Consider the following 26,828-nt stretch of genomic DNA (forward strand, 5'->3'; position numbering starts at 1 on the left):
AGTTTTTTCGTTGCCAGGAGAATTTGTGGATTACCACATCAAGTCATCAGGAATCTGGTACGCCGCGTACGGATCGTCTTCTTCCGGGGTTTTCGGCTCGACGAGGATGTTGAGCTGCACAATCCGCCGCGGATCACGCTCCTGAATCTTAAGCGCCGCTTCACGGGGTATCACTTCGTAGCCGCCCTGGTGCTGCACGATGGCCAGCGAACCATTGGCCAACTTGTTGCGCATCAAGGTGTTGACCGACAGGCGTTTGACCTTTTTGTCATCCACAAAGTTGTAGTAGTCCTCGGTGTTCAGCTTGGGCAGACGCGAGACTTCGATTAACTGTTTGATCTGGGCAGCGCGGGCCTTTTGCTCGACCTTTTCCTGCTGCTGGCGGTTGAGCTCCTGATCGCGCTTAAGCTTCTCGGCCTTGGCTTCTGCCGCTAGACGTTGCTGGGTGTCGTCCAGCTCGATCTGACCTTTGTGGGCCAGACGTTGCTGCTTTTGCTTTTCTTTACCGGCCTGTTTGGCCTGCTTTTCGTTGACCAGTCCGGCTTTGAGCAACTGGTCGCGTAGGGAAATGCTCATCTATCTACTCACTTAGGCAAGCTCAGCCGCAGCTGGGCAAATTCTTTTCCTGGCGCTTGGCTTCACCCCACAGGGCGTCCAGGTCTTCAAGGGTGCAATCTTCAATGGGACGCAGGGTATCGCGCAATGCCTGCTCGATAAACCGGAAACGTCGGTCAAATTTAGCATTTGCACCACGCAAGGCGGTTTCAGGGTCAACTTTGAGGTGACGGGCAAGGTTGACCACTGAAAACAGCAGGTCGCCCACCTCGTCACGGATGGCTGCCGAATCGTTGTCAGCCATGGCTTCGAGCACTTCATCCAGCTCTTCACGCACCTTGTCCAACACTGGCAAGGCGCCGGGCCAGTCGAAACCGACCTGCGCGGCACGCTTTTGTAATTTGGCCGCACGGGACAAGGCCGGCAGCGCCACCGGCACATCGTCAAGCAAGGACAACTGCTCAGGAGCGGCGGACTTCTCGGCGCGCTCTTGGGCCTTGATTTCATCCCAACGCTGTTTGACCTGCTCTTCACTCAGGCGCGGCACATCCAGTGGCGCGTACAGGTCGCCCGTCGGGAACACGTGGGGGTGGCGGCGGATCAGCTTGCGGGTGATGCTGTCGATCACTCCGGCGAACTCAAAACGCCCTTCTTCACGGGCCAGTTGGCTGTAATACACCACTTGAAACAGGAGATCACCTAGCTCACCCTGCAAATGCTCGAAGTCGCCTTGTTCGATCGCATCAGCGACCTCGTAAGCTTCTTCCAGGGTATAAGGCACGATGGTGGCGTAGGTTTGCTTGATGTCCCACGGGCAGCCGTACTGCGGGTCGCGTAGACGGGCCATGAGGTGAAGCAGGTCGTCGAGTGTGTACATAAATGATCTCTATCTGAACGCATACCCTTTAGCCGTTGCCGAAGGCTGCGTTCGGCGACGCAGCCTTCGCTCCCCCTGATAACGCGTCGTCACTGACAGACCGCGTTACCAGACCGAACGCAGCCTTCGGCAGCTGCTACGGATCAGCGGGCTTCGCTGCGCCCGATACGGCGGGTTTCGATGATGTTTGGCAGTTGCGAAATACGCCCCAGCAAACGCCCCAATGCATCCAGCCCCGGAATCTCGATGGTCAGAGACATCAACGCAGTGTTGTCTTCTTTGTTCGAGCGGGTGTTGACCGCCAATACGTTGATCCGCTCGTTAAGCAGCACTTGCGACACGTCTCGCAGCAACCCCGAACGATCGTAGGCACGGATTTCGATATCGACCGGGTAGGTCGATACCGGGATCGGCCCCCAGTTGACCTGAATGATCCGTTCCGGCTCGCGACTGCCCAGCTGCAACACCGATGCGCAATCCTGACGGTGAATGCTCACACCCCGCCCCTGAGTGATGTAACCGACAATTGCATCGCCCGGCAGCGGCTGGCAGCAACCGGCCATTTGCGTCAGCAAGTTGCCCACACCCTCGATCTGAATGTCGCCACGCTTGCCCGGTTTGTAACCCGTGGCTTTACGCGGGATCAGCTCCATCTGCTCGCTGCCGCGTTCAGGCTCGACCAGTTGCTGGGCCAGATTGATCAGCTGTGCCAAGCGCAAATCGCCGGCGCCGAGAGCGGCGTACATGTCCTCGGCGGTTTTCATGTTGGCTTTGTCGGCGAGCTTTTCGTAATCCACGCCCGGCAAGCCCAAACGCCCCAGCTCACGTTCAAGCAAGGTCTTGCCAGCGGCCACGTTCTGATCACGGGCTTGCAGCTTGTACCAGTGAACAATCTTGGCCCGCGCCCGCGACGTGGTGATGTAACCCAGGTTCGGGTTCAACCAGTCTCGGCTCGGCGTGCCATGTTTGCTGGTGATGATCTCGACTTGCTCGCCGGTTTGCAGGGTGTAATTGAGCGGTACAATTCGCCCGTTGATCTTGGCGCCACGGCAGTTATGGCCGATTTCGGTGTGTACCCGGTAGGCGAAATCCAGCGGTGTCGCGCCCTTCGGCAGGTCAATGGCGTGTCCGTCAGGGGTGAAGATATAGACCCGATCCGGCTCTATATCGACCCGCAGCTGCTCAGCCAGACCGCCGATATCGCCCAGTTCTTCGTGCCATTCCAGCACCTGACGCAACCAGGAGATTTTTTCTTCGTACTGGTTGGACCCGGCCTTGACGTCGGTGCCCTTGTAGCGCCAGTGCGCGCACACCCCCAGCTCAGCCTCTTCATGCATGGCGTGGGTGCGGATCTGCACTTCCAGCACCTTGCCCTCAGGGCCGATAACCGCCGTGTGCAACGAGCGGTAGCCGTTCTCTTTGGGGTTGGCGATGTAGTCGTCGAACTCTTTGGGAATGTGCCGCCACAACGTGTGGACGATCCCCAGCGCTGTGTAGCAATCGCGCATCTCCGGGACCAGCACCCGCACCGCACGCACGTCGTAGATCTGGCTGAAGGCCAGGCCCTTGCGCTGCATTTTTCGCCAGATGGAATAGATATGCTTGGCCCGGCCGCTGATGTCGGCGTCCGTCACCCCGGTGGCTTCCAGCTCAGTGCGCAGCTGGTTCATCACGTCACTGATAAAGCGCTCGCGATCAAGGCGACGCTCATGCAACAAGGTGGCAATTTGTTTGTACTGTTCAGGCTCAAGGTAGCGGAAGGACAAGTCCTCCAGCTCCCACTTGATATGGCCGATGCCCAAACGGTGCGCCAGCGGCGCATAAATATCGAAGACCTCGCGGGCCACGCGATTGCGCTTTTCGTCGGGTGCATTCTTAACGGCACGAATCGCGCAGGTGCGCTCAGCCAGTTTGATCAGTGCGACACGCACGTCATCAACCATGGCCACCAGCATCTTGCGCAGGTTTTCAACCTGCCCCTGCGAGCCCAGTACCATCGATTGACGTGGGCTGAGGCTGGCGCTGATGGCCGCCATGCGCAACACGCCGTCAATCAATTTGGTCACCACCGGACCAAAACGTTGACTCACTGCCGGGAGCTGAATCTGCCCCTCACGCACGCCGCGGTACAAAATCGCCGCGACCAGAGAATCCTGATCCAGTTTGAGATCCGCGAGAATTTCCGCAATTTCCAGCCCGGTGCGAAAGCTCGACGTGCCTTCCGTCCACAAATTTTTTGCTGCATTGGCTTGTTGCTCAGCCTCGCGCGCGTATTCGCACGCTTCCTTCAAGGCTTCGCGGTCCAGCGCCACATCGACACTCACCGCATGATCCAGCCATGCCTCGAGGTTGAGACTGCCGTCGGTGTTGATCGGCTGGTGTGCTCTGACCTGTACCATCTTGCTTACCTTCCCTACAGCGCACGTTCAGTGCGCCGAAATCACCGGCCCAAATCCCAACCGCACGCTACAGGGCCAGTAGCGCGGGTTGCGGGCCCGTCGAAATAGACAGACATCCTAGTCTGCTTCAAATAACGCCATCGCCTCGACATGCGCGGTTTGCGGGAACATATCGAGGATTGCGGCACGTTTTAACCGATAACCCTGTTTCATCAACTCAACGGTGTCGCGTGCCAGCGTGGCCGGATTACACGACACATACACCAATCGTTTGGCCCCCAGGCCGGACAGCTTGCGCACGACTTCATAGGCGCCATCGCGGGGTGGATCGAGCAATACGGCAGCAAAGCCGTCTTTGGCCCACTCTTCGTTTTCCAGCGGCTGCGACAAGTCAGCCTGATAAAACGCGACATTATGCAGGTTATTGCTCACTGCATTCTGCGCGGCGCGTTCGACCATCGTCGCAACACCTTCGACCGCGACGACTTCACGCGCCTGACGGGCCAACGGCAATGCGAAGTTACCCAGCCCACAAAACAGGTCAAGCACCCGCTCGTCGGCTTGCGGTGCCAGCCACTCCAGTGCCTGAGCCACCATCGCTTCGTTAACCCCCGCATTGACCTGCACAAAGTCGCCAGGACGATACGCCAGTTCCAACCCCCACTGCTCTAAACGGTAGCCCAACCCCTGGTGTGCATCGAGAGGCTGCGGCTGATCTTCGCCATGCAACCACAATTGGGCGTTGTGCATCTGACAAAAAGCCTGCAACACGCCCATATCTGCTTCGTTAAGCGGCGCCATATGGCGCAATAAAACAGCGATTGCAGAACCACTGAACAGTTCGACATGGCCCAGCGCCTTCGGATTGCTCAGTTGCCGCAACATCGCGGGCAACCCACTCATGATAGGTTGCAAAGCCTGTACCAGCACTAAACAGTGATCAATTGCGACGATGTCCTGGCTGCCCGCAGCCCGGAAACCGACGTCCAGGCGCTTGGCCCGTTGATCCCAACGCACGGCAATGCGGGCGCGACGACGGTAGCCAAACTCAGGCCCGGTCAGCGCTGGCGCCCACTCTTGAGGTTCGACCCCGGCCACGCGGGACAGTTGCTCGGCGAGCATGCGCTGTTTCAGTGCAAGCTGTTCGGAATGGGGCAGGTGTTGCACGCTGCAACCGCCGCACTTTCCAGCCAGCTCGCATGGCGCCACGCGACGCGTCTCGCTGGCCTTGAAAACACGTTCAGTACGGGCTTCAACCACTTTGCCGTGGGCACCCAGCACCCGAGCTTCGACCTCTTCACCGGCCAATGCGCCGGACACAAACCAGGTGCGACCTTCAACAAACGCAATACCGCGTCCATCGTTGGCCAGACGTTCGATGCTCAAACGTTGTTTCTTGCCCACGGGCACTTGTGGGGCCTTGGTGCCGCCAGCAGGCTGGAAGCGCAGACCCCTTTCTTGCTTAGCCATCAGTTAGTCGGCTCATCGTAGATTCCGGTCGACAGGTAACGGTCGCCGCGGTCGCAAATGATCGCGACCAGTACTGCGTTTTCAACTTCTTGTGACAGGCGCAGCATGGCTGCCACAGCACCGCCCGAGGACACGCCACAGAAAATTCCTTCTTCGCGGGCCAGACGCCGCATCACGTCCTCGGCTTCGCGCTGGGCCATGTCAACAATGCGATCAACTCGGCTGGACTGGTAGATCTTGGGCAAATACTCAGTGGGCCAACGGCGGATGCCCGGAATGGCGGCACCTTCCATCGGCTGCAAACCGACGATCTGCACCTGCGGGTTTTGCTCTTTGAGGTAGCGCGAAACACCCATGATGGTGCCCGTGGTGCCCATGGAGCTGACGAAGTGAGTGATCGTGCCTTCGGTCTGGCGCCAGATTTCCGGGCCGGTGCTGGCGTAGTGCGCCTCAGGATTGTCGCCGTTGGCGAACTGATCGAGCACCTTGCCGCGGCCTTCAGCTTGCATCTTGTCGGCCAGATCACGGGCACCTTCCATGCCCTCCTCCTGACTGACCAGAATCAGCTCGGCACCATAAGCGGTCATGGCCGCCTTGCGCTCGGCGCTGGAGTTGTCGGGCATGATCAGGATCATCTTGTAGCCCTTGATGGCTGCAGCCATCGCCAGCGCAATCCCGGTATTACCCGAGGTGGCTTCGATCAAGGTGTCGCCCGTCTGGATCTGGCCACGCGCTTCTGCGCGGCTGATCATCGACAGGGCCGGACGGTCCTTGACCGAGCCCGCAGGGTTGTTCCCTTCGAGCTTGAGCAGCAAGGTGTTGGTGGTATCTCCAGCCAGGCGCTGCAAGCGCACCAGCGGAGTGTTGCCGACGCAATCGGCGATAGTGGGGTACTGCAATGTCATGGCGTATTCGCAATCCAGACCGCGGGGGCGCACATCATACCGACAAACGCCGATAGCCCATATCACGCAAAGTGCGGTGCTTATGGTTAAAGGCTATAAGCAAGCCCTCACCCTAGCCCTCTCCCGGAGGGAGAGGGCACAGACCGCAGTGTATGGCGAGCGTCTCAGACCTGAATCCGAGCGGCGATTATGGATTGAACAACACTTTGCGAAATCACCCCATTCAGTCCCCTCTCCCTCTGGGAGAGGGCTAGGGTGAGGGAGCTTCCAGCCGCGCAGCCAAACGCAAGTGCACCCGCAGCCCCTCACCGACATTCTCGGCCCACAAACTGCCGCCCTGAAGGCGCAACGCATTGCGCGCGATACTCAGGCCCAGACCAAAACCGCCATCCCCAGGCCGCGAACCATCGAGCCGGATAAAGGGTGCGAAAATCCGCTCCAATTCCTCTGGCGCAACACCACCGCCCTGATCATCAATCCACAAATGCCATTGATCACCTTCACGCTGCCCGCTGAGACTGACAATACCGTCGTCAGGCGAATGACGAATGGCATTGCGCAGGATGTTTTCCATCGCCTGCGCCAAGCTATTGAGGTGCCCCTGCACCCAGCAGTCTGCCCCTACAAAACAGGGCAATCTGGATGAAGGCCAAGCACTCTCAAACCGAGCATTTTCAGTGAGTATTTCCCATAGCGCCTGTACCTGAATGTCTTCGACCGGCAACATGCCGCGCTCTGCGTCCAGCCAGGCCAGTTGCAAGGTGTCATCCACCAGCCGCTGCATGCCGTCCACTTCACGACTCAAGCGTTCACGGAGCGCGTCAACCCCCTGCTCGCTGTCGCAGGCCACGCGCAACCGACTCAAGGGCGTACGCAATTCATGGGACAAATCGCGCAACAGTTGTTGCTGTTGGCTGACCGTGGTTTGCAAGCGTTCGGACATCTGATCGAATGCGCGCCCCAGATCGCCCAATTCATCCTGACGACTGGTGGTCTGACTCGACAGGCGCGTGTGCAACTGATCCGCCCGCCATGCATTGGCCTGTGCCCTAAGTTGATTGAGCGGCATGATCAGAACGCGGTACAACCCCGCGCACAGCAATAAGGTCAGCAGACCCGGAATCAAGCCGTTAGTCACCACCCGCCAAATCCGCTGTGAATACCCCGGCATAAAACGTCTGGGCAGTTCGATGATCAGACTCCCCGCGGCACTATCACCGGGAAAGGGGATTTTCATCCACGGCCGCGTTGACTTGAGATGGCTCATGGGCCAGTTCAGGCCGCGTAAGAATGTCAAATGCTGACTTTCCGAGTCACTCAGAGGGTAACTGCTCAACGACTGCAATCCCGGGCCGACCACGCCAATCCAGCCCGGCTCTTTAGGGCCCATCGTATAGATCCAGTGATCGATACCCGCTTGCTGGCCCGTCTGCCACGCTTGCTCGGCTTCACCCGCGTAACGCAGCAAGGTATCGCGTGCCGGTTCGGTCAAATAGGCCGTGCGCTTGTCCATATAGCGCCCCCATGACCAACTGAGCCAGATCATCAGCAAACAGAAGGCAACCAGCAAGCACGCGAGTTTCCAGAACACTGAATGTTTACCCGGAAGCTTAAAACCCATCACTGGCACTCAAGACATAACCCCTGCCCCACACCGTACGGACTTCGCGGGCGTGGTAGCCCATGACTTTGAGTTTTCGGCGGATTTGGCTGATATGCATGTCCAGGCTGCGGTCATGGGCCGCATAACCGCGTTGCAATACCTGCTGATAAAGAAACGCCTTGCTCAGCACTTCATCAAGGTTGCGCTGCAAGGTGTCCAGCAGGCGAAACTCACTGCGCGTCAGCCCTGCCCATTGTTGAGCAAAACTCACGTCGGACCTGATTTCGTCGAACAGCAGCTCGTTGTCGCTGGTTAAAGGCTGCACCGCCGGGATTTGCCGGGGCATGCGATCCAGCGCAACACGCCGCAGGATGGCCTGAATCCGTACCCGCAATTCGGCCACGCTGAACGGTTTGGGCAAATAGTCATCAGCGCCCAGCTGAAAGCCGCTGATGCGATCCGCTTCAGCCCCCAGCGCAGACATTAAAATCACCGGCAGGCTGTGGGTCTGTCGCAATTGCGTCAGCACCTGCAAGCCGTTCATACCCGGCAGCAGAATATCCATCAAGACCACATCGAAATGCCCTTGGCGGGCCTGTGCCAACCCCTCCTGCCCGTTCTGACACCAGACGACGTCGAACCCGCAACGCACCAATTGCTCATGCAGATAGGCACCTAATACGGGGTCGTCTTCAATGGCCAGAAGCCGGGAGCGAATAACATCTACGGGATTCATTTGCGTCTGCAAGTCATTCTCAATCGGCGATTATTCAAGATTGAGCCATTGCTAGCAACCGCCATGCTAAACAAAGGCTGATTGAGGTCACACGACTGAACGCTATCGAAAATTTTCGAAGATTTGCCCTGCTGCAAATGGCTACACTGCGGGCAAACCTGTGCGGGATGCTCAGGAAACGCTTAAAAAGAATGTCGGCTGGAGAAGTGCGTGCTTAAGAACCTGGGTATCAAAGGCCGTGTGTTGCTGCTCACGCTAGTGCCCGTCTCCTTGATGGCAATGGTCCTCGGAGGTTACTTCACCTGGTTGCAGCAGTCGGAACTGGAATCCCAACTGCTGCAACGCGGTGAAATGATCGCCGAACAGCTTGCGCCTTTGGTAGCGCCCGCAATGGGCCGCAATGACACCGCACTGTTGAACCGAATTGCGACTGAAGCCCTGGAACAACCCGATGTTCGGGCGGTGGCGTTTCTGAGCGCCAATCATCAACCCCTCGTCCATGCTGGCCCGAGCATGCTTAACCTGCCGCCCTTGGGCAACAGCACCCAGTTGCTGCAACGTTCGGATGTCGATGCCACTCGCTATCTACTGCCCGTATTTGGCCGCCATCGCAACCTCGCAGGCGACATTATCCCCAACGAAGCTCATCGCTTGCTGGGATGGGTCGAGCTTGAACTCTCGCACAACAATATGTTGCTGCGCGGGTATCGCAGCCTGTTTGCCAGTTTGTTGCTGATCGGCGCTGGGCTGGTGTTTACCACCTTGCTGGCGTTACGCATGAGCCGCACCATCAATGACCCGCTGGACCGAATCAAACAAGCCGTGGCGCAACTCAAGGATGGCCAGTTACACACCCGCTTGCCGCCGCTGGGCAGCCATGAGCTGGATGAGCTGGCATCGGGTATTAATCGCATGGCCGAAACCCTGCAAAATGCGCAGGAAGAACTGCAACACAGCGTCGATCAAGCCACTGAAGATGTACGTCAAAACCTTGAAACCATTGAAATCCAGAACCTCGAACTCGACCTCGCCCGCAAGGAAGCGCTGGAGGCCAGTCGCATCAAGTCTGAATTCCTGGCCAATATGAGCCATGAAATTCGCACCCCGCTCAATGGCATTCTGGGCTTTACCCATCTTCTGCAAAAAAGCGAGCTGACGCCCCGCCAATTCGACTATTTGGGCACCATCGAAAAGTCGGCCGATAACCTGCTCGGCATCATCAACGAAATTCTCGATTTCTCGAAGATCGAGGCCGGCAAACTGGTGCTCGACACGATCCCGTTCAACCTGCGTGACTTGTTACAAGACACCCTGACCATTCTGGCCCCGGCGGCCCATGAAAAAAATCTGGAACTGGTCAGTCTGGTGTACCGCGATACGCCGTTGTCATTGATGGGTGATCCGTTGCGGCTCAAGCAGATCCTCACCAATCTGGTCAACAACGCGGTCAAGTTCACCCGCGAGGGCACCATTGCGGTACGGGCCATGCTCGAAGACGAAGATGACAACACACCCGAAGGCTTCGTCCAGTTGCGCATCAGTGTTCAGGACACCGGCATTGGTCTGACCAGCCAGGATGTGCGGGCTTTGTTCCAGGCCTTTAGCCAGGCCGATAACTCACTGTCTCGCCAACCCGGCGGCACCGGCCTGGGGTTGGTTATTTCCAAACGTCTGGTTGAGCAGATGGGCGGCGAAATTGGCGTAGAGAGCACCCCCGGTGAGGGGTCGGTGTTCTGGATCAGCGTCAAACTGCCTAAAGCCCGCGACGATGCCGAAGACTTGCCCGGCGCGCCGCTGCTGGGCCGCCGTGTGGCGGTGCTGGAAAAACACGACCTGGCCCGTCAGGCCCTGCAGCATCAACTGGAAGATTGCGGGCTGGAAGTTACGCCCTTCACCAGCCTCGAAAACCTGACCAATTGTGTGACGAGTGCCCATCAGACCGCGCTCGCCATCCATTTGGTAGTGCTGGGTGTCACCGCCCACGAAATGCCGCCCGAGCGTCTGAACCAGCACATATGGGATCTTGAGCACCTGGACTGCAAAGTCCTGGTGTTGTGCCCGACCACAGAGCAAGCCCTGTTCAATGCATCGGTGCCTAACCCTCACAGCCAACTGCAGGCCAAACCCGCGTGCACCCGAAAATTGCGCCGGGCGCTGGCTGACTTGATCAACCCGCAGCACGTGCGCCACGAGCCAGGCGAGCCGACGGCCAGCCGCGCACCGCGGATTTTGTGCGTAGATGACAACCCGGCCAACCTGTTGCTGGTGCAGACCCTGCTGGAAGACATGGGCGCTCAAGTGATTGCGGTGGACAGCGGGTACGCCGCCGTTAAAACCGTCAAGTCCCACGATTTCGATTTGGTACTCATGGACGTACAAATGCCCGGCATGGACGGACGTGAAACCACCGAAGTCATACGTCAGTGGGAAAGTGAACAACATTTGACGCCGCTGCCGATTGTTGCGTTGACCGCTCACGCGATGGCCAATGAAAAGCGCGCGTTGCTTCACAGCGGCATGGATGACTACCTGACCAAGCCCATCAGCGAGCGTCAATTGGCCCAAGTGGTGTTGAAGTGGACGGGGCTGGCCCTGCGCAACCAAGTGATCGACAACACCCATGAACCGATCCACCACGGCAACCAACTGGCCGTACTCGACCCTGATGAAGGGTTGCGCCTGGCGGCAGGCAAGCCCGACCTGGCCATCGACATGCTGGCTATGCTGCTGGCATCACTGGAAGCGGACCGTGAAGCGATCCAGCAATCGCGTCAGGCCAATGACAACAATGCACTGATTGAGCGCGTTCACCGCTTGCACGGCGCGACGCGCTACTGCGGCGTTCCGCAATTGCGTGCCGCCTGTCAGCGTAGCGAAACCCTGCTCAAACAAGGCAGTGCACACGCCAGTACCGCTCTGGACGAACTGGATGAAGCCATGTCGCGCTTGGCTGAAGAGGCGCGAAGCACGCCGTAAAACGCGTGCAAGTCACTACAATGAACCCGGCGGCCCCACTCGCTTATCTCAAGGATGACCCATGCGCACGATACTTTTCAGTTGCCAGACTTACGACCGCGACAGTTTTAGCGCTGCTCAACAGCCGGACGGTATTGAGTTGCACTTTCAGCCGGCGCGGCTGAGTCTCGAAACAGCAGCCATTGCCCATGATTACGAAGTGGTCTGTGCGTTTATCAATGACGATTTAAGTGCCCCGGTGCTGGAGCAACTGGCCGCTGGCGGTACGCGTTTGATCGCCCTGCGCTCGGCCGGTTTCAATCACATCGACTTGCCCGCCGCCAAGCGCCTGGGCTTGAGCGTGGTACGCGTACCTGCTTACTCCCCGCATGCGGTGGCTGAACATGCCGTGGCCTTGATTCTGGCGCTCAACCGCCGCCTGCACCGCGCCTATAACCGCACCCGCGACGGCGATTTCACCCTGCACGGGCTGACCGGCTTTGATCTGGTGGGCAAAACCGTCGGCGTAGTCGGCACCGGCCAGATCGGCGCCACGTTTGCCAAAATCATGGTGGGTTTCGGCTGCAAATTACTGTGCTTTGACCCGTATTCAAACCCCGAGCTGCTGGCACTGGGGGCGCACTATGTGAGCTTGCCAGAGCTGCTGTCCGGTTCGCACATCATCAGCCTTCATTGCCCACTGACCGCCGACAACAAACATTTGATCAACAGCCAGTCGCTCGCCACCCTCAAACGGGGCGCCATGCTGATCAACACCGGGCGCGGCGCGTTGGTCGAGACACCGGCGCTGATCGAAGCCCTGAAGACTGGCCAGTTAGGCTATCTGGGGCTGGACGTCTATGAAGAAGAAGCCCAGATATTCTTTGAAGACCGCTCCGACCTGCCCTTGCAGGACGATGTGCTGGCACGCTTGCTGACCTTCCCCAATGTGATCATTACCGCCCATCAGGCTTTTCTGACGCGCGAGGCACTGAGTGCGATTGCCAGCATCACGCTGGACAATATTGCGGCCTGGAAAAACGGCACGCCGCACAACCTGATCGAAGGTTGAAAGGCCAGAGCACAGGCGCGTGATAGCATAGCGGCCTATTTGGAGGACCCATGGTCGAACACGATTTCCGCTTCAGCCTGCTGAACCCGCAGCACACCCTGATTGAATGCCGCGCATTGGCGCCGGGTCTGTATCAAGTCACCGGCAACGGGGGTTCGATTCAATCTGGCGACGTGCTGATTGTGACGCTTAAAGGCAGCAAGGATTTGTCCATGCGCCTGAGCGTCGACAAAGTACGCCACCTGATCAACCCGCGCGGTCAGTGGGTTGCCGTGACCAAGGGGCCAGCTTTCGGCGAGTTGGCCATTCATCAGTGGCAGGTCAACTGCGACGCCTGCGCCAAAGAACTGAAGTTTGAGTTTGCGGTAGACGCCAAGCTTGGCACCAAAGCGCAAAAGCCTGCGGCCAGTGCGCGAATCGCTGAGCTGGGCTGGAGCACTGAAGGCAGCAAGCACCTGTGCCCACAGTGCCAAAAGGCCGCGCAATGAAACGCCTGATCCTGATGGCCGTGCTGGGCGCAAGCCTGGTGGGGTGTGCAGGCGACCCAGTGCAGCTGCAGCACAACCACACCTACGTGGTGGAGTGGATTGGCGAGCGGCCATTGATTGATAGCAGCCACTTGACCGTGACCTTTGATGAAGGCGGCCGGGCCTATGGCAGCGGCGGTTGCAACCATTGGTTTGCGCCTTACACCCTGGACGGTGACACGCTTTCCTTTGGTGGTGTGGGCAGCACGCGCAAGGCTTGCGCACCTGCGCTGATGGAGCAGGAACATCGCTTTTTCGAAGCCCTGCAAACCGTACAGCGTTGGGATATTTCGCCCATCGAGCAGGTGCGCTTCTGGCCGGCTGAAGGCAAGCCGTTGCGGTTGTGGCCTGAGTAAAAGCGGCCCCTCACCCCAGCCCTCTCCCGGAGGGCTGGGGTGTAATGGTGCGCAGATCTGCTTTTGACTTTAGTCCCCTCTCCCTTCGGGAGAGGGTTAGGGTGAGGGGCTCTTGGCTGAGCTTTAATGCCCTCTAAGCTCTTTGATCTTGGCCAACACCCCGGCCGCCGTCTGCTCACCCAACATCTGTGCGCGAACCTTGCCCTTTTCATCAATGATGTATGTCACCGGTAACGCTTCACTGCGCGGCAAATCAAAGTGATCCGCCGGGTCCTGCGCCAGTACGGTAAAGGTGATGCCCATCGCGGCGCTGGCATCACTCAGCTCCTTGCCTTGCAAGCCGTCGAAGTTAACCCCGAATACACCCACCGATTGCCCCTGCAACTGCTGCTCCAGCGAATTCAGTTCCGGGATTTCAATGCGGCAAGGCCCACACCACTCGGCCCAGTAGTTGATCACCTTCCACTGCTTGTCCAAACGTTCCGAGGGGATCTTCTGGCCATGCTGATCGACCCCGTAATCATTGCCACAACCGGCTAGCAGTAAAGTAGCAGCGACAGCAACTACCGCCATGATTCGCTTAAACATCTGTTGATCCTTCTCAGTAAATTCGCTCAAAAAGCCCAGTGACAGCGCTGAATAACCGCGCACGGTTCAGGCAGACTCGTCAGACGGGTAGAATAGCCGCCACCTTACGCAAGAAGCGACCCGCACATGACCGATCTGACGCTTTATCACAATCCGCGCTGCTCGAAATCGCGCGGTGCGCTGGAACTTCTCGAAGCCCGAGGCCTGACGCCTACGGTTGTACGCTACCTGGACACTCCGCTGACAGCCGCACAACTGACCGACCTGCTGCGCAAACTGAACATCAGCGCACGTCAATTGCTACGCACAGGTGAAGAGGATTACAAAACCCTTAACCTTGCCGACAGCAGCCTCAGCGAAGATCAACTGATCACGGCGATGGCAACCCATCCCAAGCTGATCGAAAGGCCCATTCTGGTCGCGGGCGATAAAGCCGTCATCGGTCGCCCACCGGAAAAAATCCTGGAGCTTGTGTCATGAGCACGCCTTACATTCTGGTGCTGTATTACAGCCGCAATGGATCGACCACTCAAATGGCCAGGCACATTGCCCGCGGTATTGAACAGGCGGGCATGGAAGCGCGTTTGCGCACTGTCCCGGCCATTTCTGCCGAATGCGAAGCCGTAGCCCCGGACATTCCAGCCGAAGGCGCGGTCTATGCCAGTCTGGATGACTTGAAGCACTGTTCAGGCTTGGCCTTGGGTAGCCCCACCCGCTTTGGCAATATGGCAGCCCCGCTCAAGTACTTTCTGGACGGCACCAGCAACCTGTGGCTGACCGGCGCGCTGGTGGGCAAGCCGGCTGGCGTCTTCACCTCGACGGCCAGCCTGCACGGCGGGCAAGAAACGACTCTGTTGTCGATGATGATGCCGCTGCTGCACCACGGCATGCTGATAACCGGCCTGCCCTACAGTGAGTCGGCACTGCTCAACACCACAGGCGGCGGCACGCCTTACGGCCCTAGCCATCACGCGGGCGCCGACGGCAAGCGCAAACTGGACGACCATGAAGCAGCCTTGTGCCGGGCGCTCGGCAAGCGTTTGGCAGAAACGGCCATTAAGCTGGACCACAACCGTGGCTAAAAAGCCCAAGGTGCTGCCCTCCATCGCGTGGTTGGCGCCACGGGTGAAGCTGATGCGGGTCTTGAGCCGGGTGTGCTTTTTGGGCCTGATCGGGTTGCTGTGCGTTTACTATCTGGTATTCGCCAACCTGCATGGCGCCCGCCCGTGGGTGATCCTGCTGATAGAACTGGTGCCCTTGATGATTGTGCTGCCCGGCATGTTGCTGGGCAGCACACGGGGCCACTCCTTTACCTGCTACGTGATCAATCTGTACTTGATAAAAGGCGCACTGGCGGCGTTTGACCCAAACCGCCAGCTCTTCGGCTTACTGGAAATGACCGTGAGCGTGGCGGTGTTTATCAGCGCCATGCTGTATGTCCGCTGGCGCTACCAGTTAGATCGGCGCTTGTCGGGCGAAGGCAGCCAAGTCAGTGATTCACCGTAAAGGCCAGCATCTGTGACAACTGGCACATCGGCCGACCGCTTTCGGCGTGCCACTGATTGAAGGCATTCTGCACAATGGCCAAATCCCTCAAACTGGTCGGCGCCTTGTCGACCAGTTTCTGGGCATTGAGCGCCGCCACCACGTCGTAGCTCGGCACGAAGGTGTCTTTGCCCACCATGCGCAAGAAGCGCGGTGCCGACAGCCCACCCAACTGATGCCCGTGCTTGGCCAGGTACTTCCACAACCCCACAATGTCGGTCACCGGCCACTGCGCAATAAATGCGCCGAAGCTGCCGTGCTCGTGGGCGATGTCCAACACCATTTGCGCATTGCGCGGCACGCTCTTGAGCTTGCCCAGATGACGGATAATCCGCGCATCCTGCATCAGACGCTCAAGGTGTTCCGCGCCCATCAACACGACTTTTTCGGGATCAAAACCAAAGAACACTTCTTCAAATACCGGCCATTTGGCGTCAACCACACTGTGCTTGAGCCCGGCTCGAAAAACCCGCAAAGCCAGGGTCGACAAATATCGGTCGTCGGGAATGGCCCGTAATTGCGCCGGGGTTCGCGGTATGGGCAACTCGGCTTCCAGAGCGGCTACAGAACCAAAGCGGTTCAAACAGTATTCGTGCAGCCATGTGTAGTCGCGCATGCCCTCTCCTCTTGAATTACGACAGGTTCAGCAGATTGACGAAACGCGGCGTCGCCGTTTCATCCATTTTCAGGCTGGCAAAATCAAACAGATTACGGTCCGCCAACTGGGACGGGTTAACGTTCTGCAAACTGCGGAAAATACTCTCGGTGCGTCCCGGCGTCTTGCGGTCCCACTCCTGAAGCATGTCTTTGACCACCTGGCGCTGCAGGTTCTCCTGGGAACCGCACAGATTGCAGGGAATGATCGGGAACTGCTGCAAGTCCGAATACGCCTGAATGTCTTTCTCGTTGCAGTACGCCAGCGGCCGGATCACGACATTTCGACCATCATCGGACAGCAGTTTGGGCGGCATGGCCTTAAGGCTGCCATTGAAGAACATATTGAGGAAAAAGGTCTCAACGATGTCATCTCGATGATGCCCTAGTGCCATCTTGGTCGCACCAATCTCGTCGGCAAAGGTATACAAGGTGCCACGGCGCAGTCGTGAACACAGGGAACAGGTGGTCTTGCCTTCCGGGATCAATTCCTTGACCACCGAATAAGTGTCTTTTTCAACGATGTGATAGGCCACACCCAAGGCTTTCAGGTACGCGGGCAGTACGTCTTCTGGAAAACCCGGCTGTTTTTGGTCCATGTTCACGGCGACAATTTCGAACGAGATTGGCGCAACCTTTTGCAGGTGCAGCAACACGTCCAACAGCGTGTAACTGTCTTTGCCTTATAGCTCAAGGATATACTAGTAAACATTACACTCATGCTCGTAACTATATAATTTTACGACGTTTTACGAATAACATTCTTTACAAAAAAAGTCGACAATGTAAATTATCATGGTTTCCCGAACTCCATAGCCACCCTTACTTCACAAAAACGACGTTGAACCTTTACAAAACCTGGACGACATCTATCCAATTTTCAACGCGGGAAGAAGAAACCGTTGCGCCTTCAAACTTGTAGGGCGGCCGGTCTTCCGATCTGTCAATAGACAGATTTACGAAGTCGAACAAACTGCGATCGGCTATCTGGGAAGGGTTTACGCTTTGTAAGCTGTGAAAAATATTTTCCACGCATCCGGGATTTACCGAGTCCCACTCCGCAATCATCGATTTGATTTTTTTCCTTTGGAGATTCTCTTGTGAGCCGCAGAGATTACATGGAATGATCGGGTGCCCACTATCAGCAGCGACCTTCGCTACATCTTTTTCTCGGCAATAGGCGAGCGGCCGAATAACGATATTCCTCTTGTCGTCACTGAGCAGTTTAGGCGGCATCCCCTTCATCTTCGCTTGGAAAAACATGTTGAGAAACAAGGTCTCAACCATATCATCCATATGATGTCCAAGCGCCAATTTAGTCGCCCCTATTTCCTCGGCAAAACTATATAGCGTCCCCCTTCTGAGTCTTGAGCAAAGAGAGCAGGTTGTTTTACCTTCAGGGATCTTTTGCTTGACGACTGAATAAGTATCTTTGTCAATTATATAATAATCAATCCCTTTACTCTCAAAAAACTCAGGCAAAATATGCTCAGGAAACCCAGGTTGCTTCTGATCAAGATTCACGGCTACAACGCTAAACTTTATTTGCGCAACGCGCTGAAGATGTAGCAGCGCATCTAGCATTACAAATGAATCTTTGCCGCCACTTACGCACGCCATAACTTTATCGCCGTCGTCAATCATTGCGTAATCTACAACAGCCTTTCCGACATTGCCGCGCAGCTTTTTACGACGAAGCTCTGCCGCCTTATTTAATTGAGCTGTACTTTCATCTATCATCATGGCTTTAAGCTCCGACTAACAATTTAGAAAACTATAAATAATCCCAATGAATCAAAATAGCTAGTTAATGCAAAAACTAAAAACTGAAAACGCACGACAAATTATTTTCATTAGCCCAGACAACTAACATCTTATCTAAACGCTTAAAACTCGAAAAATAGATAAAGCTAACGATATCTGACTTGACTGCATCATAACAAGATTGCGTCTACGTTTTAAGTGCGTCCTGACCTGACTAGCATCTAGTTTCGTAGACAGGGAGTGCGATTGAAGTACGCCTTATCAAGCTGCAGACTGCCGACTACTCCGTTCGAGGGCTTTTCCTGACGCTCAAAATCCACCCCAGTGCTACTACGCGAAGTTATCCGAACCGCAATCAGCGCGCGCCAAAGACGACCAGCGCCTGTTGGGGCGGATAAAACATTCATGGCTGGAGAGCGTCGCGTTTATGGCTATCGCAAAATCCATGATGACTTGCATGAAGTCGGCGAGGCTTGCGGTCGCCATCGGCTCGCCAGATTGATGAGTATTGAAGGTCTGCGTTCTCAGACAGGGTACCGCCGACGTCCAAGGAAGTACGGAGGTAAACCAACGGTAGCCTCACCCAACTTATTGAAACGCCAGTTTGATGTGGTGGAGCCCAATAAGGTTTGGGTCACTGATATCACCTAGATCCGCACGAATGAAGGCTGGCTGTATTTGGCAGTGGTACTGGACTTTTTTGCTCGCCAAGTAGTTGGCTGGTCAATGAAACCGCAGATGACCAGCGATTTGGCCATTGATGCATTAGTGATGGCCGTTTGGAGGCGTAAACCGAAACAAAGGTGATAGTTCACAGCGACCAAGGCAGCCAGTACAGCAGCTCAGATTAGCGTAGTTTCTTGAAGGCGAACAATTTGGTTGCCAGCATGAGTCATCGAGGCAACTGCCCTGATAATGCTGTCGCAGAAAGCTTTTTCCAGCTTTTGAAGCGAGAACGGATCAGGCGAAAAACCCACATCACACGGGAAGATGCTCGTAGCGATGTGTTCGATTATATCGAGATGTTCTACAACACAAAACGTCGTCATGGTTTCAACAATCAGCTGTCCCCGGTAGAGTTTGAAAAGCGTTACACCGCGAGCTTGGAAAGTGTCTAGAAAACCCGGGGCTATTTAGTCTTGGCAGGGAGCTAATCGATCACAATGACGAAAATACGCGATAATTACGACAGTGTTCGAGCGTCAAGAGACGGTCATGAATTTCATGAGGCTTGGGTAGCACGAAAATGTTTGGGTTTACTGCTGCCGAAAGACGATTTCATTGGCTTGGCGATCGAGGGTTTTTCTCCAGCTGACCAAAAAACCGCGGAAGACGCAGGAAACGAAATCGCAGACGCCGTTTTGTACTATGGGGATCGCTCCTCGTTTGAGCATGCGAGTCAGGTCGTGGTGGTTCAAGTCAAGTACTCGAAAGCTTCCGAGGACAAGCCATTTCGGGCGGCCGACGCAAAAAAAACGATTGAAAAATTTGCTAAGACATATCGGTCTCACAAGAGAAAGCATGGCACCGAACAGGTACGGGCAAAACTCCGATTTGAATTGGTCACCAACCGTCCTATTTTGGCCGAACTGCACGACGCGATAGCAGGAATGATTGCGGGTGCTGCACTGCGTGGCACTGTGAAAGACCAGGCAGACCAAATCCAGGCGGCTTGCAACCTTCAAGGCCAGGATATGGCTGAGTTTATTTGCCGTCTTAATTTCACTGGTGTTAGGGGCGACTTGCGAGAAAGCAAGAATAGATTGGCGATAGCACTCGCGGACTGGTCTGCTGCCCGCGACCCTCTCGCGAGAGTTCGGCTCAATTCTATCCGAGAACTTGCGCGGGATAAGGCCAACCTGGCAAACCAGAATCGGAATGTCATATCGCGCGCTGACGTTCTTACCGCCCTTGAGCTGCAAGATGAAAACGATCTACTACCATGCCCAGCTAGCTTTCCAAACGTCGGGCCAGTCCTCGAACGAAGCCAACTGTCCGAGGTCGTAGCGAAAATTTCACTACTCGATAGTCCACTGGTCATCTATGCGGACGGGGGAGTTGGCAAGACCGTCTTCATGAATTCGATCGCGAGTCGGCTTGCGAATGCGCATGAAATAGTACTCTTCGATTGTTTCGGCATGGGACAGTATCGTGCTCCCGGGGATGCAAGGCATCTGCCGAGAAAAGGCTTAGTCCATATCGTCAATGAACTCGCGTGTCGCGGCTTGTGTGATCCGCTTTTACCGGGTACGGACAATAGCGATGACCTGATCCGTGCCTTTCGGCTGAAAATAGGCCAAGCAGCAGAGACTGTCCGTCGAGTTACGACTGATCGACAACTGATCATATTGCTCGACGCGATCGATAACGCCGGCGAACAGGCAAAAGACCGAGGTGAACCATCTTTTCCAGAATTGCTGCTCGCAAGCATAAGTCACAGCGGACCGCTCACGGGAGTACAAGTGATTGTCAGTTCGCGCACTCATCGACGTCTGGCTGCGACCGGTGGAGCTGCATGTGAAGAGTTCGAGTTAAAGCCATTCACTATCCAAGAAACTGGCGAGTTTTTGCGCCACCGTCTCAATGGGCACACTGAAGCCAGGGTTCACGTTGCACAGTCCAGGTCGCGCGGTAACGCTCGAGTTCTCGAACACTTGGTGTCGGATGGCGCCACTCTTCTCGCCTCATCCGAAATTAATAAAGTCATTCAACTTGATGATTTACTCCACAAGCGAATCAAAGACGCGCTAAAAGTGGCGCGAAAGCAGGGGTATCAAGACGCAGCCATCAACGCCTTCTTGGCCGGCTTGGCATCTTTACCGCCTCCAGTCCCCTTACGAGAATTTGCGGAAGCAAGCGGACTGGACGAAGGTGCGATCGCTAGTTTCGCCGCGGACTTGTCCCCGTTGCTTGAGCAGACGAAGCATGGACTTATGTTTCGCGATGAACCGACAGAGACCCTGATTCGAGAACAATACTGCGCTGACAAAGAGACGCTACGGGGGCTCGCTAGAAACCTTCTTGGCATGCAGGCAACGTCGATCTATGCAGCGATCACCTTACCTTATCTGCTACAGCAATTAGAGGATGGTGAGAAACTGTTCGAGCTTGCCTTCGACGAGAGGATCCCGGCAGCTATAAAGAGTGCCGTGAGTAGACAGTCCATCAGGCATGCGCGTTTGCGAGCTGCATCTGCATATGCAGCTGACAGGAATGAGGTAAATCGACTTGTACCTCTTCTTGTTGAGCTTTCGACACTTGCAGCGATGGATCAGCGTGGTACCAGCTACATCCTCGACAATCCTGATCTTACAGTTCTTTCCAATGATGCCGACTCCATACGGCGTCTTTTTGAGTTACGCACAAACTGGCCTGGTACACGCCATTCGAGGTTGGCAATCGCCTACGGCCTTGATGGTGATTTGGCAGATGCTTATCACCATTCTCAAAGGGTTCTCGAATGGAGAGCTCACTGGCTTGAGCATCAGCATCAGCATCAGCATCAAAGAGAAATGGCAGATCCGACTGCATTGGATATGGCAGCTATTCCTTTCTGCCATCTGGTCAAAGGGGAAAGTGAGGTCGCAGCACAGGATATGTCGCGATGGGTAGATTGGTTCGCATTTGACGTTGCTGAGTTATTGCTTCCCCTCTTACGCCTTGGTGTTCATGTCGGGACTGTCCAACAGGACGTCATTCGCACTTTTCTGACGTCAACGTTGTTGGGGCCAGGAGTGCTTGCAGCCTCTATCCCCTTTGTTGAAGAGGAAAAATCCCTTCAGCAATTGCTAATTAGCAGACTCGCTCAAGCTTGTGGGAAGGTAGAGAAAGTCCGGCTAGGTGAGAAACAGTACGATTCAAAGAAGGGGCGGATAATCCGCGGGTTGTTGAGAAGCGCATCGATCGCCTTAGTGCGGGGCATGAAAGCAGAGGCCCGCATCATCCTATACGCGTTGCAAATACCTGCACCTTCTTTGCACGTCTATATGAGCACCTACTGGTCCGAGGAGATTCATTCATTTCTGGCATTACAGGCGCTTCTCTGCGTGGCATCTGATGAAGATGTCATAGAGCGACACCTGCTACCTCAAGAACTAGCTGAGCTCGTCGTGAATCTGCCAGCCCAGCTTCAGGGGGTGGATTTCAAAAAAGCAATGAAGTTAGAGCTCGAAAAGCGATCTTTGGACGGGCACACCGAATGCAGTGGAAAGAAGCAAATTACTGCGGACACAAAAAGCTCTGCCATGCGCTTCCTTTCAGACCAACTGGAGCACTGGTTACAAATTTCCATCGCATTTGCAGCGTGCTTCAATCAACGGAAGAAAACGGTAAGAAGATTGAGCCCGTTAATTGATCTTTGGCCCGATCTTCTCAATCGTAAAGACTACCGATCTGGTGGGGTCGATGCACAACGACAACGTTTTGAAGTATCGGAACGGCTTCTAACGTTAGCATTCGAAGCAGATCCGTCTCTAGATCAGGCAGAGGTCGTCAAATACCTAGAAGCAGTGGAGGCTCGTGGAATTACAAATGTCTCGCACGCCATCGACATTGTCAGCGTGCTAGCCGTCCGACCTGCGCTTCATATCTTGGCAGGCACAACTGCCATAAAAGTAAACATGGCAATTGAGAAAGCCGATGACGTCAGTCTACGAGCGTCATTTTTCGCAGACCTGGCTAGAGCGATATCACCAGCCAGCCGCCACGAGTCGACGGACTACTTCCACCGTGGGCTAGAGCAAATGGATGCCGTCGGTTCTGGTGATTATAAGTTTGTGAACGAATTGATGCAGTTTGCGAGTTCTCTGCAAGGAGAAGAGCTTTCCGACGAGGACAGTCATACGCTTTCCAATATCTGCGAACTGAATCTTGGCGAGGAAAACAAGTTCAATTGGGGAATGTATGGCATGGCGATGGCCAAAGTCTCAGGGCTCAAGGGGCTCGCCAAACTAGCGCGCTGGGAGGATCGCGGTAGGATCTCATTGGATTACACACTACTCCCCTATGTCAGAGCGTTGATCCATTGCAGGAAAATAGATCCCGCGATTGCCACAGCAATTCTGCGCGTTTCCAGTCCAGTAGAACTATGGGTTTGTGGTACAGAGCAATTAGTGGAGTCGCTGGAAAGCCAGCAGGTAGATCATGTAGAAGACTTGACGGAGGAGCTGATCACTCAATACAAGCAAAACAATCCTAACGGATTTGGGGCAGCAGTACCGCGGGCATTGGCGCGTTTAGCAAAGTCTACCTTTGGCGATTCAAATAAGTATGGCTACCTGTCCGCCATGGCTGATCAAATTGAGGTGTCTACACGAGAATTCAATGACCTGAATAATTGGCGAACTTCACAACCTGTTTCAGATATTCAGAGACGACAACAGGCTAAGGTCGCCGCCGAGTCGCTACTCACGTCACTTGTGATCAAGACAGACCCCGTAGACGAGCTTTCCATCGCAAATGCAATGGAGGAACTAAAAAGTCTGAGTGGGTCGGGGTGGGGGGATCAGCGCGATTTTTTCGAGCAATTACAGGTAAAGGTTCCATATGGCGAGTGGCCTCAATATCTCACATTGATCGCTCGCCAAGGTCAATTGGTACTTCATGAAAAACTGCGCATACTTAGCGCGTGCAAGGAGGCTTGGTCTAAGGCGTCGAATACTGTTGTTATCACCCTAACCGGCTGCGCCGAGATCATCATTCGCCAGCACGTCTCGGAGTTCGTTTCATTTGATTATTTATCTACCTCAGATATCGCTGAACTCTCAAAGCTTTCAGAAGTCGATCGTCATTCCATTATATTGGCTTTGATAAGGGAATTCTGTCGTCCGGATGCTGAAGTATCAGCATCCGTTTGGTTGGCCCTTGCATCGGCTATAAATACTATGGCTGCGAGTGGTATTGGCCAGACTGCTTTGCAGAGGCTACTTAATACTGGAGCAGCCAAACTTGCGTCTTCTGTAGTGGATGGAGCGTGGCGATCTGCTCTTTACCCGCTAGACATTCAAACGGAAGTCGCAGCGGGGCTTATTTGGTTTGCACTGGGATCTGCTCAGGCTGAGAGGCGATGGATGGCGGCTCATAGCCTTAGAGTAGCCGTACGACTTGGCCGATCGGAAATTTTGGACAAGACGGTAATGAAATTTACTATGACCTGCGCAGATGCTTTTCAAGCACAGGAGTTACCTTTTTTTCATCTACACGCAAAGCTTTGGCTACTGATAGCATTGGCCAGAATTGCTCTCGATGAACCCAAAGCTGTCGCTAAACATCACGATTTTCTTGAGCGAATAGCTCTCAGCACCGTAGACCCTCACGTGCTTTTCAAACACTTCGCAGCGGAAGCCCTACTCATCTGTGTCCGCGGCGGACATCTAAATCTTAGTCAAACAACGTTAAACGGGCTTCAGCATGTCAACCATTCGCAATATTTACTACATGAGACAAAAAAGTATTTCGGTGGTTCTTTTTACAAATCCCGCCCAGAAGGCACGCTCAAGCCACTAAAGGAGCTACATCTTGAATACGACTTTGGTAAATCCGACGTCTCTAATTTAGGAGACGTATTCGGTAAAGAGTACTGGTTTACGGCAGATGCGATGAATGAATGGGTGAGAAAGCACGATGCTGAAATCACACACATGTCGGATCAAGGTGGGCGATCTGTATATCGTCGTGGTGGACATATTAACTTCTCTGCTGATCAGCATACCTACGGAGGGCAGTTATGTTGGCATGCCCTACATGGGGTAGCCGGTGATTTTCTTGCCAAATATGCGGTATCTCGGCGGCCATATGATGAGGGTAACCCTTGGTATGAATGGCTGAATCGGCGAGTTTTGACTCGTAAAGATGGACTCTGGCTGGCGGATGGAACGGATTGGCAGCCTGCGGAAACACGAATTAATTTACGTGATGTAAGTGGAAACAGAGTGGGCATAACGGGAGAGCCTAGCAAGCTTCAATCCCTGCTGGGCATCGATATAGATGTGGGCGACTGGATGGTGGTTGATGGTGACTGGAAGTCAGTCGACGGAATTGACATTCACATCAACTCTGCATTGGTCTCTGCCGAGGAGAGCTCAACAGTATCATCCAATTTAGCTACCCTGGACCCTTTTCAAGCCTATATACCGCGTCTGGACGAATACGACGATACGAACCCTGCAACCGAGCTAGCGCACCCTCCATTTGTGCCTTGGGTCGTCAATACGAGCTCAGATGCTGGCATTGATGAGACCGATCCATTCGGAGTCGTCGACGCTGCTGAGCGTAGAAAGCTGTCCAGTGTCGTGAATGCATTTGCACGAATCACTCCCCAAGACCCGTATGGGCGCAGTTGGGCCGACCCGTCTGGGTTTGTTCTTATGCGGTGCGAGGCTTGGTGCCAAGAGGCCCAACGCAATGAAGGAGATCACTCGAGCGGAACTCGCATGCTATGCCGGTCCGACCTAATTCGAAACTACCTTGCCGCGAATAACGCGCATCTTGTTCTCTTAGTAGTCCTGCGCCAGTATGAACCAGGATTCGGCGATCGCTCTTCGCATTTCAAACACACAACGGCCGTTGTACGGGTAACAGAGTCCTTAAATTTTACATATTATCGCGGCCTAACGAATGAACTACACGAGAATGATTAATATGAAATCAAAATATAGACTTTGCGCACGCGCGCTTAATAAGCAAAAGCCATCAACATGAACCTATCAATACCCTTTAATGTCAATACTGTATATTTAATAACGAGCGCTAGGAAGGGAGAAGAAGGAACAACTCGTCGTTTAAAAGAGGCCATATACGACGTCTCCAACAACGGAGGCAATTTTAATTCTACGCACGGGTCAATAACGGGTGGCGATGGTTACTTTCAATTGCTAAAAAATATCAATCACGAAATTGATGAAGGACTCAGACCAATTATCCATTTTGACATGCACGGTTCCCAAGAGCACGGCTTGGAGATTGGTCACACGGGTGAATTTATTGACTGGGTGTCAGTTATCGACAGCCTAAGAATTCTGAACACAAAACTTCAGAATGAACTGGTTGTTGTAATTACCGCATGCCATGGATTACGAGCAATCCTGCCAATTAGCCTCCAAAAAACCGCCCCTTTTTTGTGCCTAATTGCACCAGAAGAGGAAGTAACAGTTGGACACATTGAGGACAGAATACCAGAATTTTATCGAGAGCTATTTTCGTCAGGTTCATTAGCTCACGCATGTCAGAGGCTCGGGAAAGAATTCAAGTATTTCCATAGTGTAGAGTTTTTATTAATAACACTATGCAGATATATTAAGGAGCAATGCAAAGGGGCTGGAGGTCAACAAAGAAGAGAGGATCTACTTACCCAGGTAATGGAGACTGCGTTAGAAGAGGATCAGGGAAAAATCCAAGAATACAGGGCCAAAGTGAAGCAGTACATAGCGCCGAGCCAAGATTTGCTTGATCGTTATACAACGCGCTTCCTAATGGGCAAAGCCTCTGATATCAGAATCACTGACCTTCTCGAAGAGATCAAGACGTCATATTAAATAACATGTAGTTGAGGTCGCTCGCCTCGCTCACCTCTTGCAATCCAGGTTGGGGGGGGCTGGCACTCGCATGCTCGCACCAGTATACGTTCCATTGCTCACGAACTGGAGTACGAACATGGCCCAACTCATCAACGGCAAAGACCACCTGAGCTCTTCCCAGATCAAATCCTAAACCCCGGGCTTCGAAGCTCTCACCCAAGGGGCGACCATCGTAAGCGCTCCATGAACCCCATATTCAAAGCGCTTAGCTGACCCCCGATGCTGTGCTCCCGATTTTCTTTCTGGAGC

19 protein-coding genes and 2 pseudogenes are annotated in these 26,828 nt (G+C 54.7%); 10 read left to right on the forward strand and 11 right to left on the reverse strand.

Going from position 1 to position 26,828, the window contains the following annotated elements:
* Positions 1–30: 30 nt before the first annotated feature.
* The 7 genes from GHN86_RS07540 to GHN86_RS07570 all read right to left on the reverse strand — a co-directional run bounded on the left by GHN86_RS07540 (position 31) and on the right by GHN86_RS07570 (position 8,545).
* Complete coding sequence (locus GHN86_RS07540; RefSeq protein ID WP_153376920.1) at positions 31–576, reverse strand: DUF2058 domain-containing protein; 546 nt, start codon at positions 574–576, stop codon at positions 31–33.
* 22 nt (positions 577–598) lie between these two features.
* Positions 599–1,432, reverse strand: a complete 834-nt coding sequence (mazG, locus tag GHN86_RS07545) for a nucleoside triphosphate pyrophosphohydrolase (protein WP_153376919.1) — start codon at positions 1,430–1,432, stop codon at positions 599–601.
* 143 nt (positions 1,433–1,575) lie between these two features.
* The gene (gene relA / locus GHN86_RS07550; protein WP_153376918.1) at positions 1,576–3,831 is read right to left on the reverse strand and encodes a GTP diphosphokinase; all 2,256 of its coding nucleotides are present in this window, start codon (positions 3,829–3,831) and stop codon (positions 1,576–1,578) included.
* A gap of 117 nt (positions 3,832–3,948) precedes the next feature.
* Complete coding sequence (gene rlmD / locus GHN86_RS07555; RefSeq protein ID WP_153376917.1) at positions 3,949–5,301, reverse strand: 23S rRNA (uracil(1939)-C(5))-methyltransferase RlmD; 1,353 nt, start codon at positions 5,299–5,301, stop codon at positions 3,949–3,951.
* Positions 5,301–6,206 (reverse strand): cysteine synthase CysM, encoded by a 906-nt coding sequence (cysM, locus tag GHN86_RS07560; protein ID WP_153376916.1) that lies wholly within the window; start codon positions 6,204–6,206, stop codon positions 5,301–5,303. Before cysM ends, rlmD begins: the two co-directional genes overlap by 1 nt.
* A 250-nt stretch (positions 6,207–6,456) precedes the next feature.
* The gene (locus tag GHN86_RS07565; RefSeq protein ID WP_153376915.1) at positions 6,457–7,827 is read right to left on the reverse strand and encodes a sensor histidine kinase; all 1,371 of its coding nucleotides are present in this window, start codon (positions 7,825–7,827) and stop codon (positions 6,457–6,459) included.
* Positions 7,817–8,545, reverse strand: a complete 729-nt coding sequence (locus tag GHN86_RS07570; RefSeq protein WP_153376914.1) for a response regulator transcription factor — start codon at positions 8,543–8,545, stop codon at positions 7,817–7,819. Before GHN86_RS07570 ends, GHN86_RS07565 begins: the two co-directional genes overlap by 11 nt.
* 210 nt (positions 8,546–8,755) lie before the next feature.
* Here GHN86_RS07570 and GHN86_RS07575 point away from each other — a divergent pair, with 210 nt between their 5' ends.
* From GHN86_RS07575 to GHN86_RS07590, 4 genes are all read left to right on the forward strand, one after another.
* On the forward strand, positions 8,756–11,521 hold the full coding sequence (locus tag GHN86_RS07575; protein WP_323369083.1) for a response regulator: 2,766 nt from the start codon (positions 8,756–8,758) through the stop codon (positions 11,519–11,521).
* Between the two features lie 61 nt (positions 11,522–11,582).
* A complete protein-coding gene (locus GHN86_RS07580; RefSeq protein ID WP_153376912.1) occupies positions 11,583–12,572 on the forward strand; it encodes a 2-hydroxyacid dehydrogenase in 990 nt (329 codons plus the stop codon).
* Positions 12,573–12,622: 50 nt separating this feature from the next.
* On the forward strand, positions 12,623–13,060 hold the full coding sequence (locus tag GHN86_RS07585) for a hypothetical protein (RefSeq protein ID WP_153376911.1): 438 nt from the start codon (positions 12,623–12,625) through the stop codon (positions 13,058–13,060).
* Complete coding sequence (locus GHN86_RS07590) at positions 13,057–13,455, forward strand: META domain-containing protein (RefSeq protein ID WP_153376910.1); 399 nt, start codon at positions 13,057–13,059, stop codon at positions 13,453–13,455. The genes GHN86_RS07585 and GHN86_RS07590 overlap by 4 nt, the downstream gene beginning before the upstream one ends.
* A gap of 123 nt (positions 13,456–13,578) precedes the next feature.
* Here GHN86_RS07590 and GHN86_RS07595 read toward each other — a convergent pair whose 3' ends face one another.
* On the reverse strand, positions 13,579–14,043 hold the full coding sequence (locus tag GHN86_RS07595; protein WP_153376909.1) for a TlpA disulfide reductase family protein: 465 nt from the start codon (positions 14,041–14,043) through the stop codon (positions 13,579–13,581).
* Positions 14,044–14,169: 126 nt separating this feature from the next.
* Here GHN86_RS07595 and arsC point away from each other — a divergent pair, with 126 nt between their 5' ends.
* The 3 genes from arsC to GHN86_RS07610 are packed head-to-tail and all read left to right on the forward strand — an operon-like array spanning position 14,170 to position 15,549.
* Positions 14,170–14,523 carry an arsenate reductase (glutaredoxin) gene (arsC, locus tag GHN86_RS07600; protein ID WP_153376908.1) on the forward strand — a complete coding sequence of 118 codons (354 nt, stop codon included), beginning with the start codon at positions 14,170–14,172 and terminating at the stop codon, positions 14,521–14,523.
* Positions 14,520–15,125, forward strand: a complete 606-nt coding sequence (gene wrbA / locus GHN86_RS07605) for an NAD(P)H:quinone oxidoreductase (RefSeq protein ID WP_153376907.1) — start codon at positions 14,520–14,522, stop codon at positions 15,123–15,125. The genes arsC and wrbA overlap by 4 nt, the downstream gene beginning before the upstream one ends.
* Positions 15,118–15,549, forward strand: coding sequence for a DUF2069 domain-containing protein (locus tag GHN86_RS07610; RefSeq protein ID WP_323369081.1), 432 nt, complete (start codon positions 15,118–15,120; stop codon positions 15,547–15,549). Before wrbA ends, GHN86_RS07610 begins: the two co-directional genes overlap by 8 nt.
* Here the strand turns inward: GHN86_RS07610 and GHN86_RS07615 are convergent.
* From GHN86_RS07615 to ttcA (GHN86_RS07625), 3 genes and pseudogenes are all read right to left on the reverse strand, one after another.
* A complete protein-coding gene (locus tag GHN86_RS07615) occupies positions 15,533–16,204 on the reverse strand; it encodes a DNA-3-methyladenine glycosylase I (protein ID WP_153386311.1) in 672 nt (223 codons plus the stop codon). The genes GHN86_RS07610 and GHN86_RS07615 overlap by 17 nt on opposite strands.
* Before the next feature lie 16 nt (positions 16,205–16,220).
* Positions 16,221–16,925 (reverse strand): annotated as a pseudogene (gene ttcA / locus GHN86_RS07620) (tRNA 2-thiocytidine(32) synthetase TtcA); the annotation flags it as partial.
* A 166-nt stretch (positions 16,926–17,091) separates the two neighbouring features.
* The gene (gene ttcA / locus GHN86_RS07625) at positions 17,092–17,985 is read right to left on the reverse strand and encodes a tRNA 2-thiocytidine(32) synthetase TtcA (protein ID WP_153386314.1); all 894 of its coding nucleotides are present in this window, start codon (positions 17,983–17,985) and stop codon (positions 17,092–17,094) included.
* Between the two features lie 255 nt (positions 17,986–18,240).
* Between ttcA (GHN86_RS07625) and GHN86_RS07630 the strand changes: the two are divergent.
* The 3 genes and pseudogenes from GHN86_RS07630 to GHN86_RS07640 form a co-directional block, all read left to right on the forward strand.
* Positions 18,241–19,124 (forward strand): annotated as a pseudogene (locus GHN86_RS07630) (IS3 family transposase); the annotation flags it as partial.
* A 132-nt stretch (positions 19,125–19,256) separates the two neighbouring features.
* On the forward strand, positions 19,257–25,643 hold the full coding sequence (locus tag GHN86_RS07635; RefSeq protein WP_228389602.1) for a transcriptional regulator: 6,387 nt from the start codon (positions 19,257–19,259) through the stop codon (positions 25,641–25,643).
* A gap of 57 nt (positions 25,644–25,700) precedes the next feature.
* The gene (locus GHN86_RS07640) at positions 25,701–26,537 is read left to right on the forward strand and encodes a hypothetical protein (protein ID WP_153386318.1); all 837 of its coding nucleotides are present in this window, start codon (positions 25,701–25,703) and stop codon (positions 26,535–26,537) included.
* Positions 26,538–26,828 lie beyond the last annotated feature (291 nt).

The sequence above is a fragment of the Pseudomonas helleri genome, assembly GCF_009600315.1.
In the GTDB taxonomy this organism is placed as follows: Bacteria; Pseudomonadota; Gammaproteobacteria; order Pseudomonadales; family Pseudomonadaceae; genus Aquipseudomonas; species Aquipseudomonas helleri_A.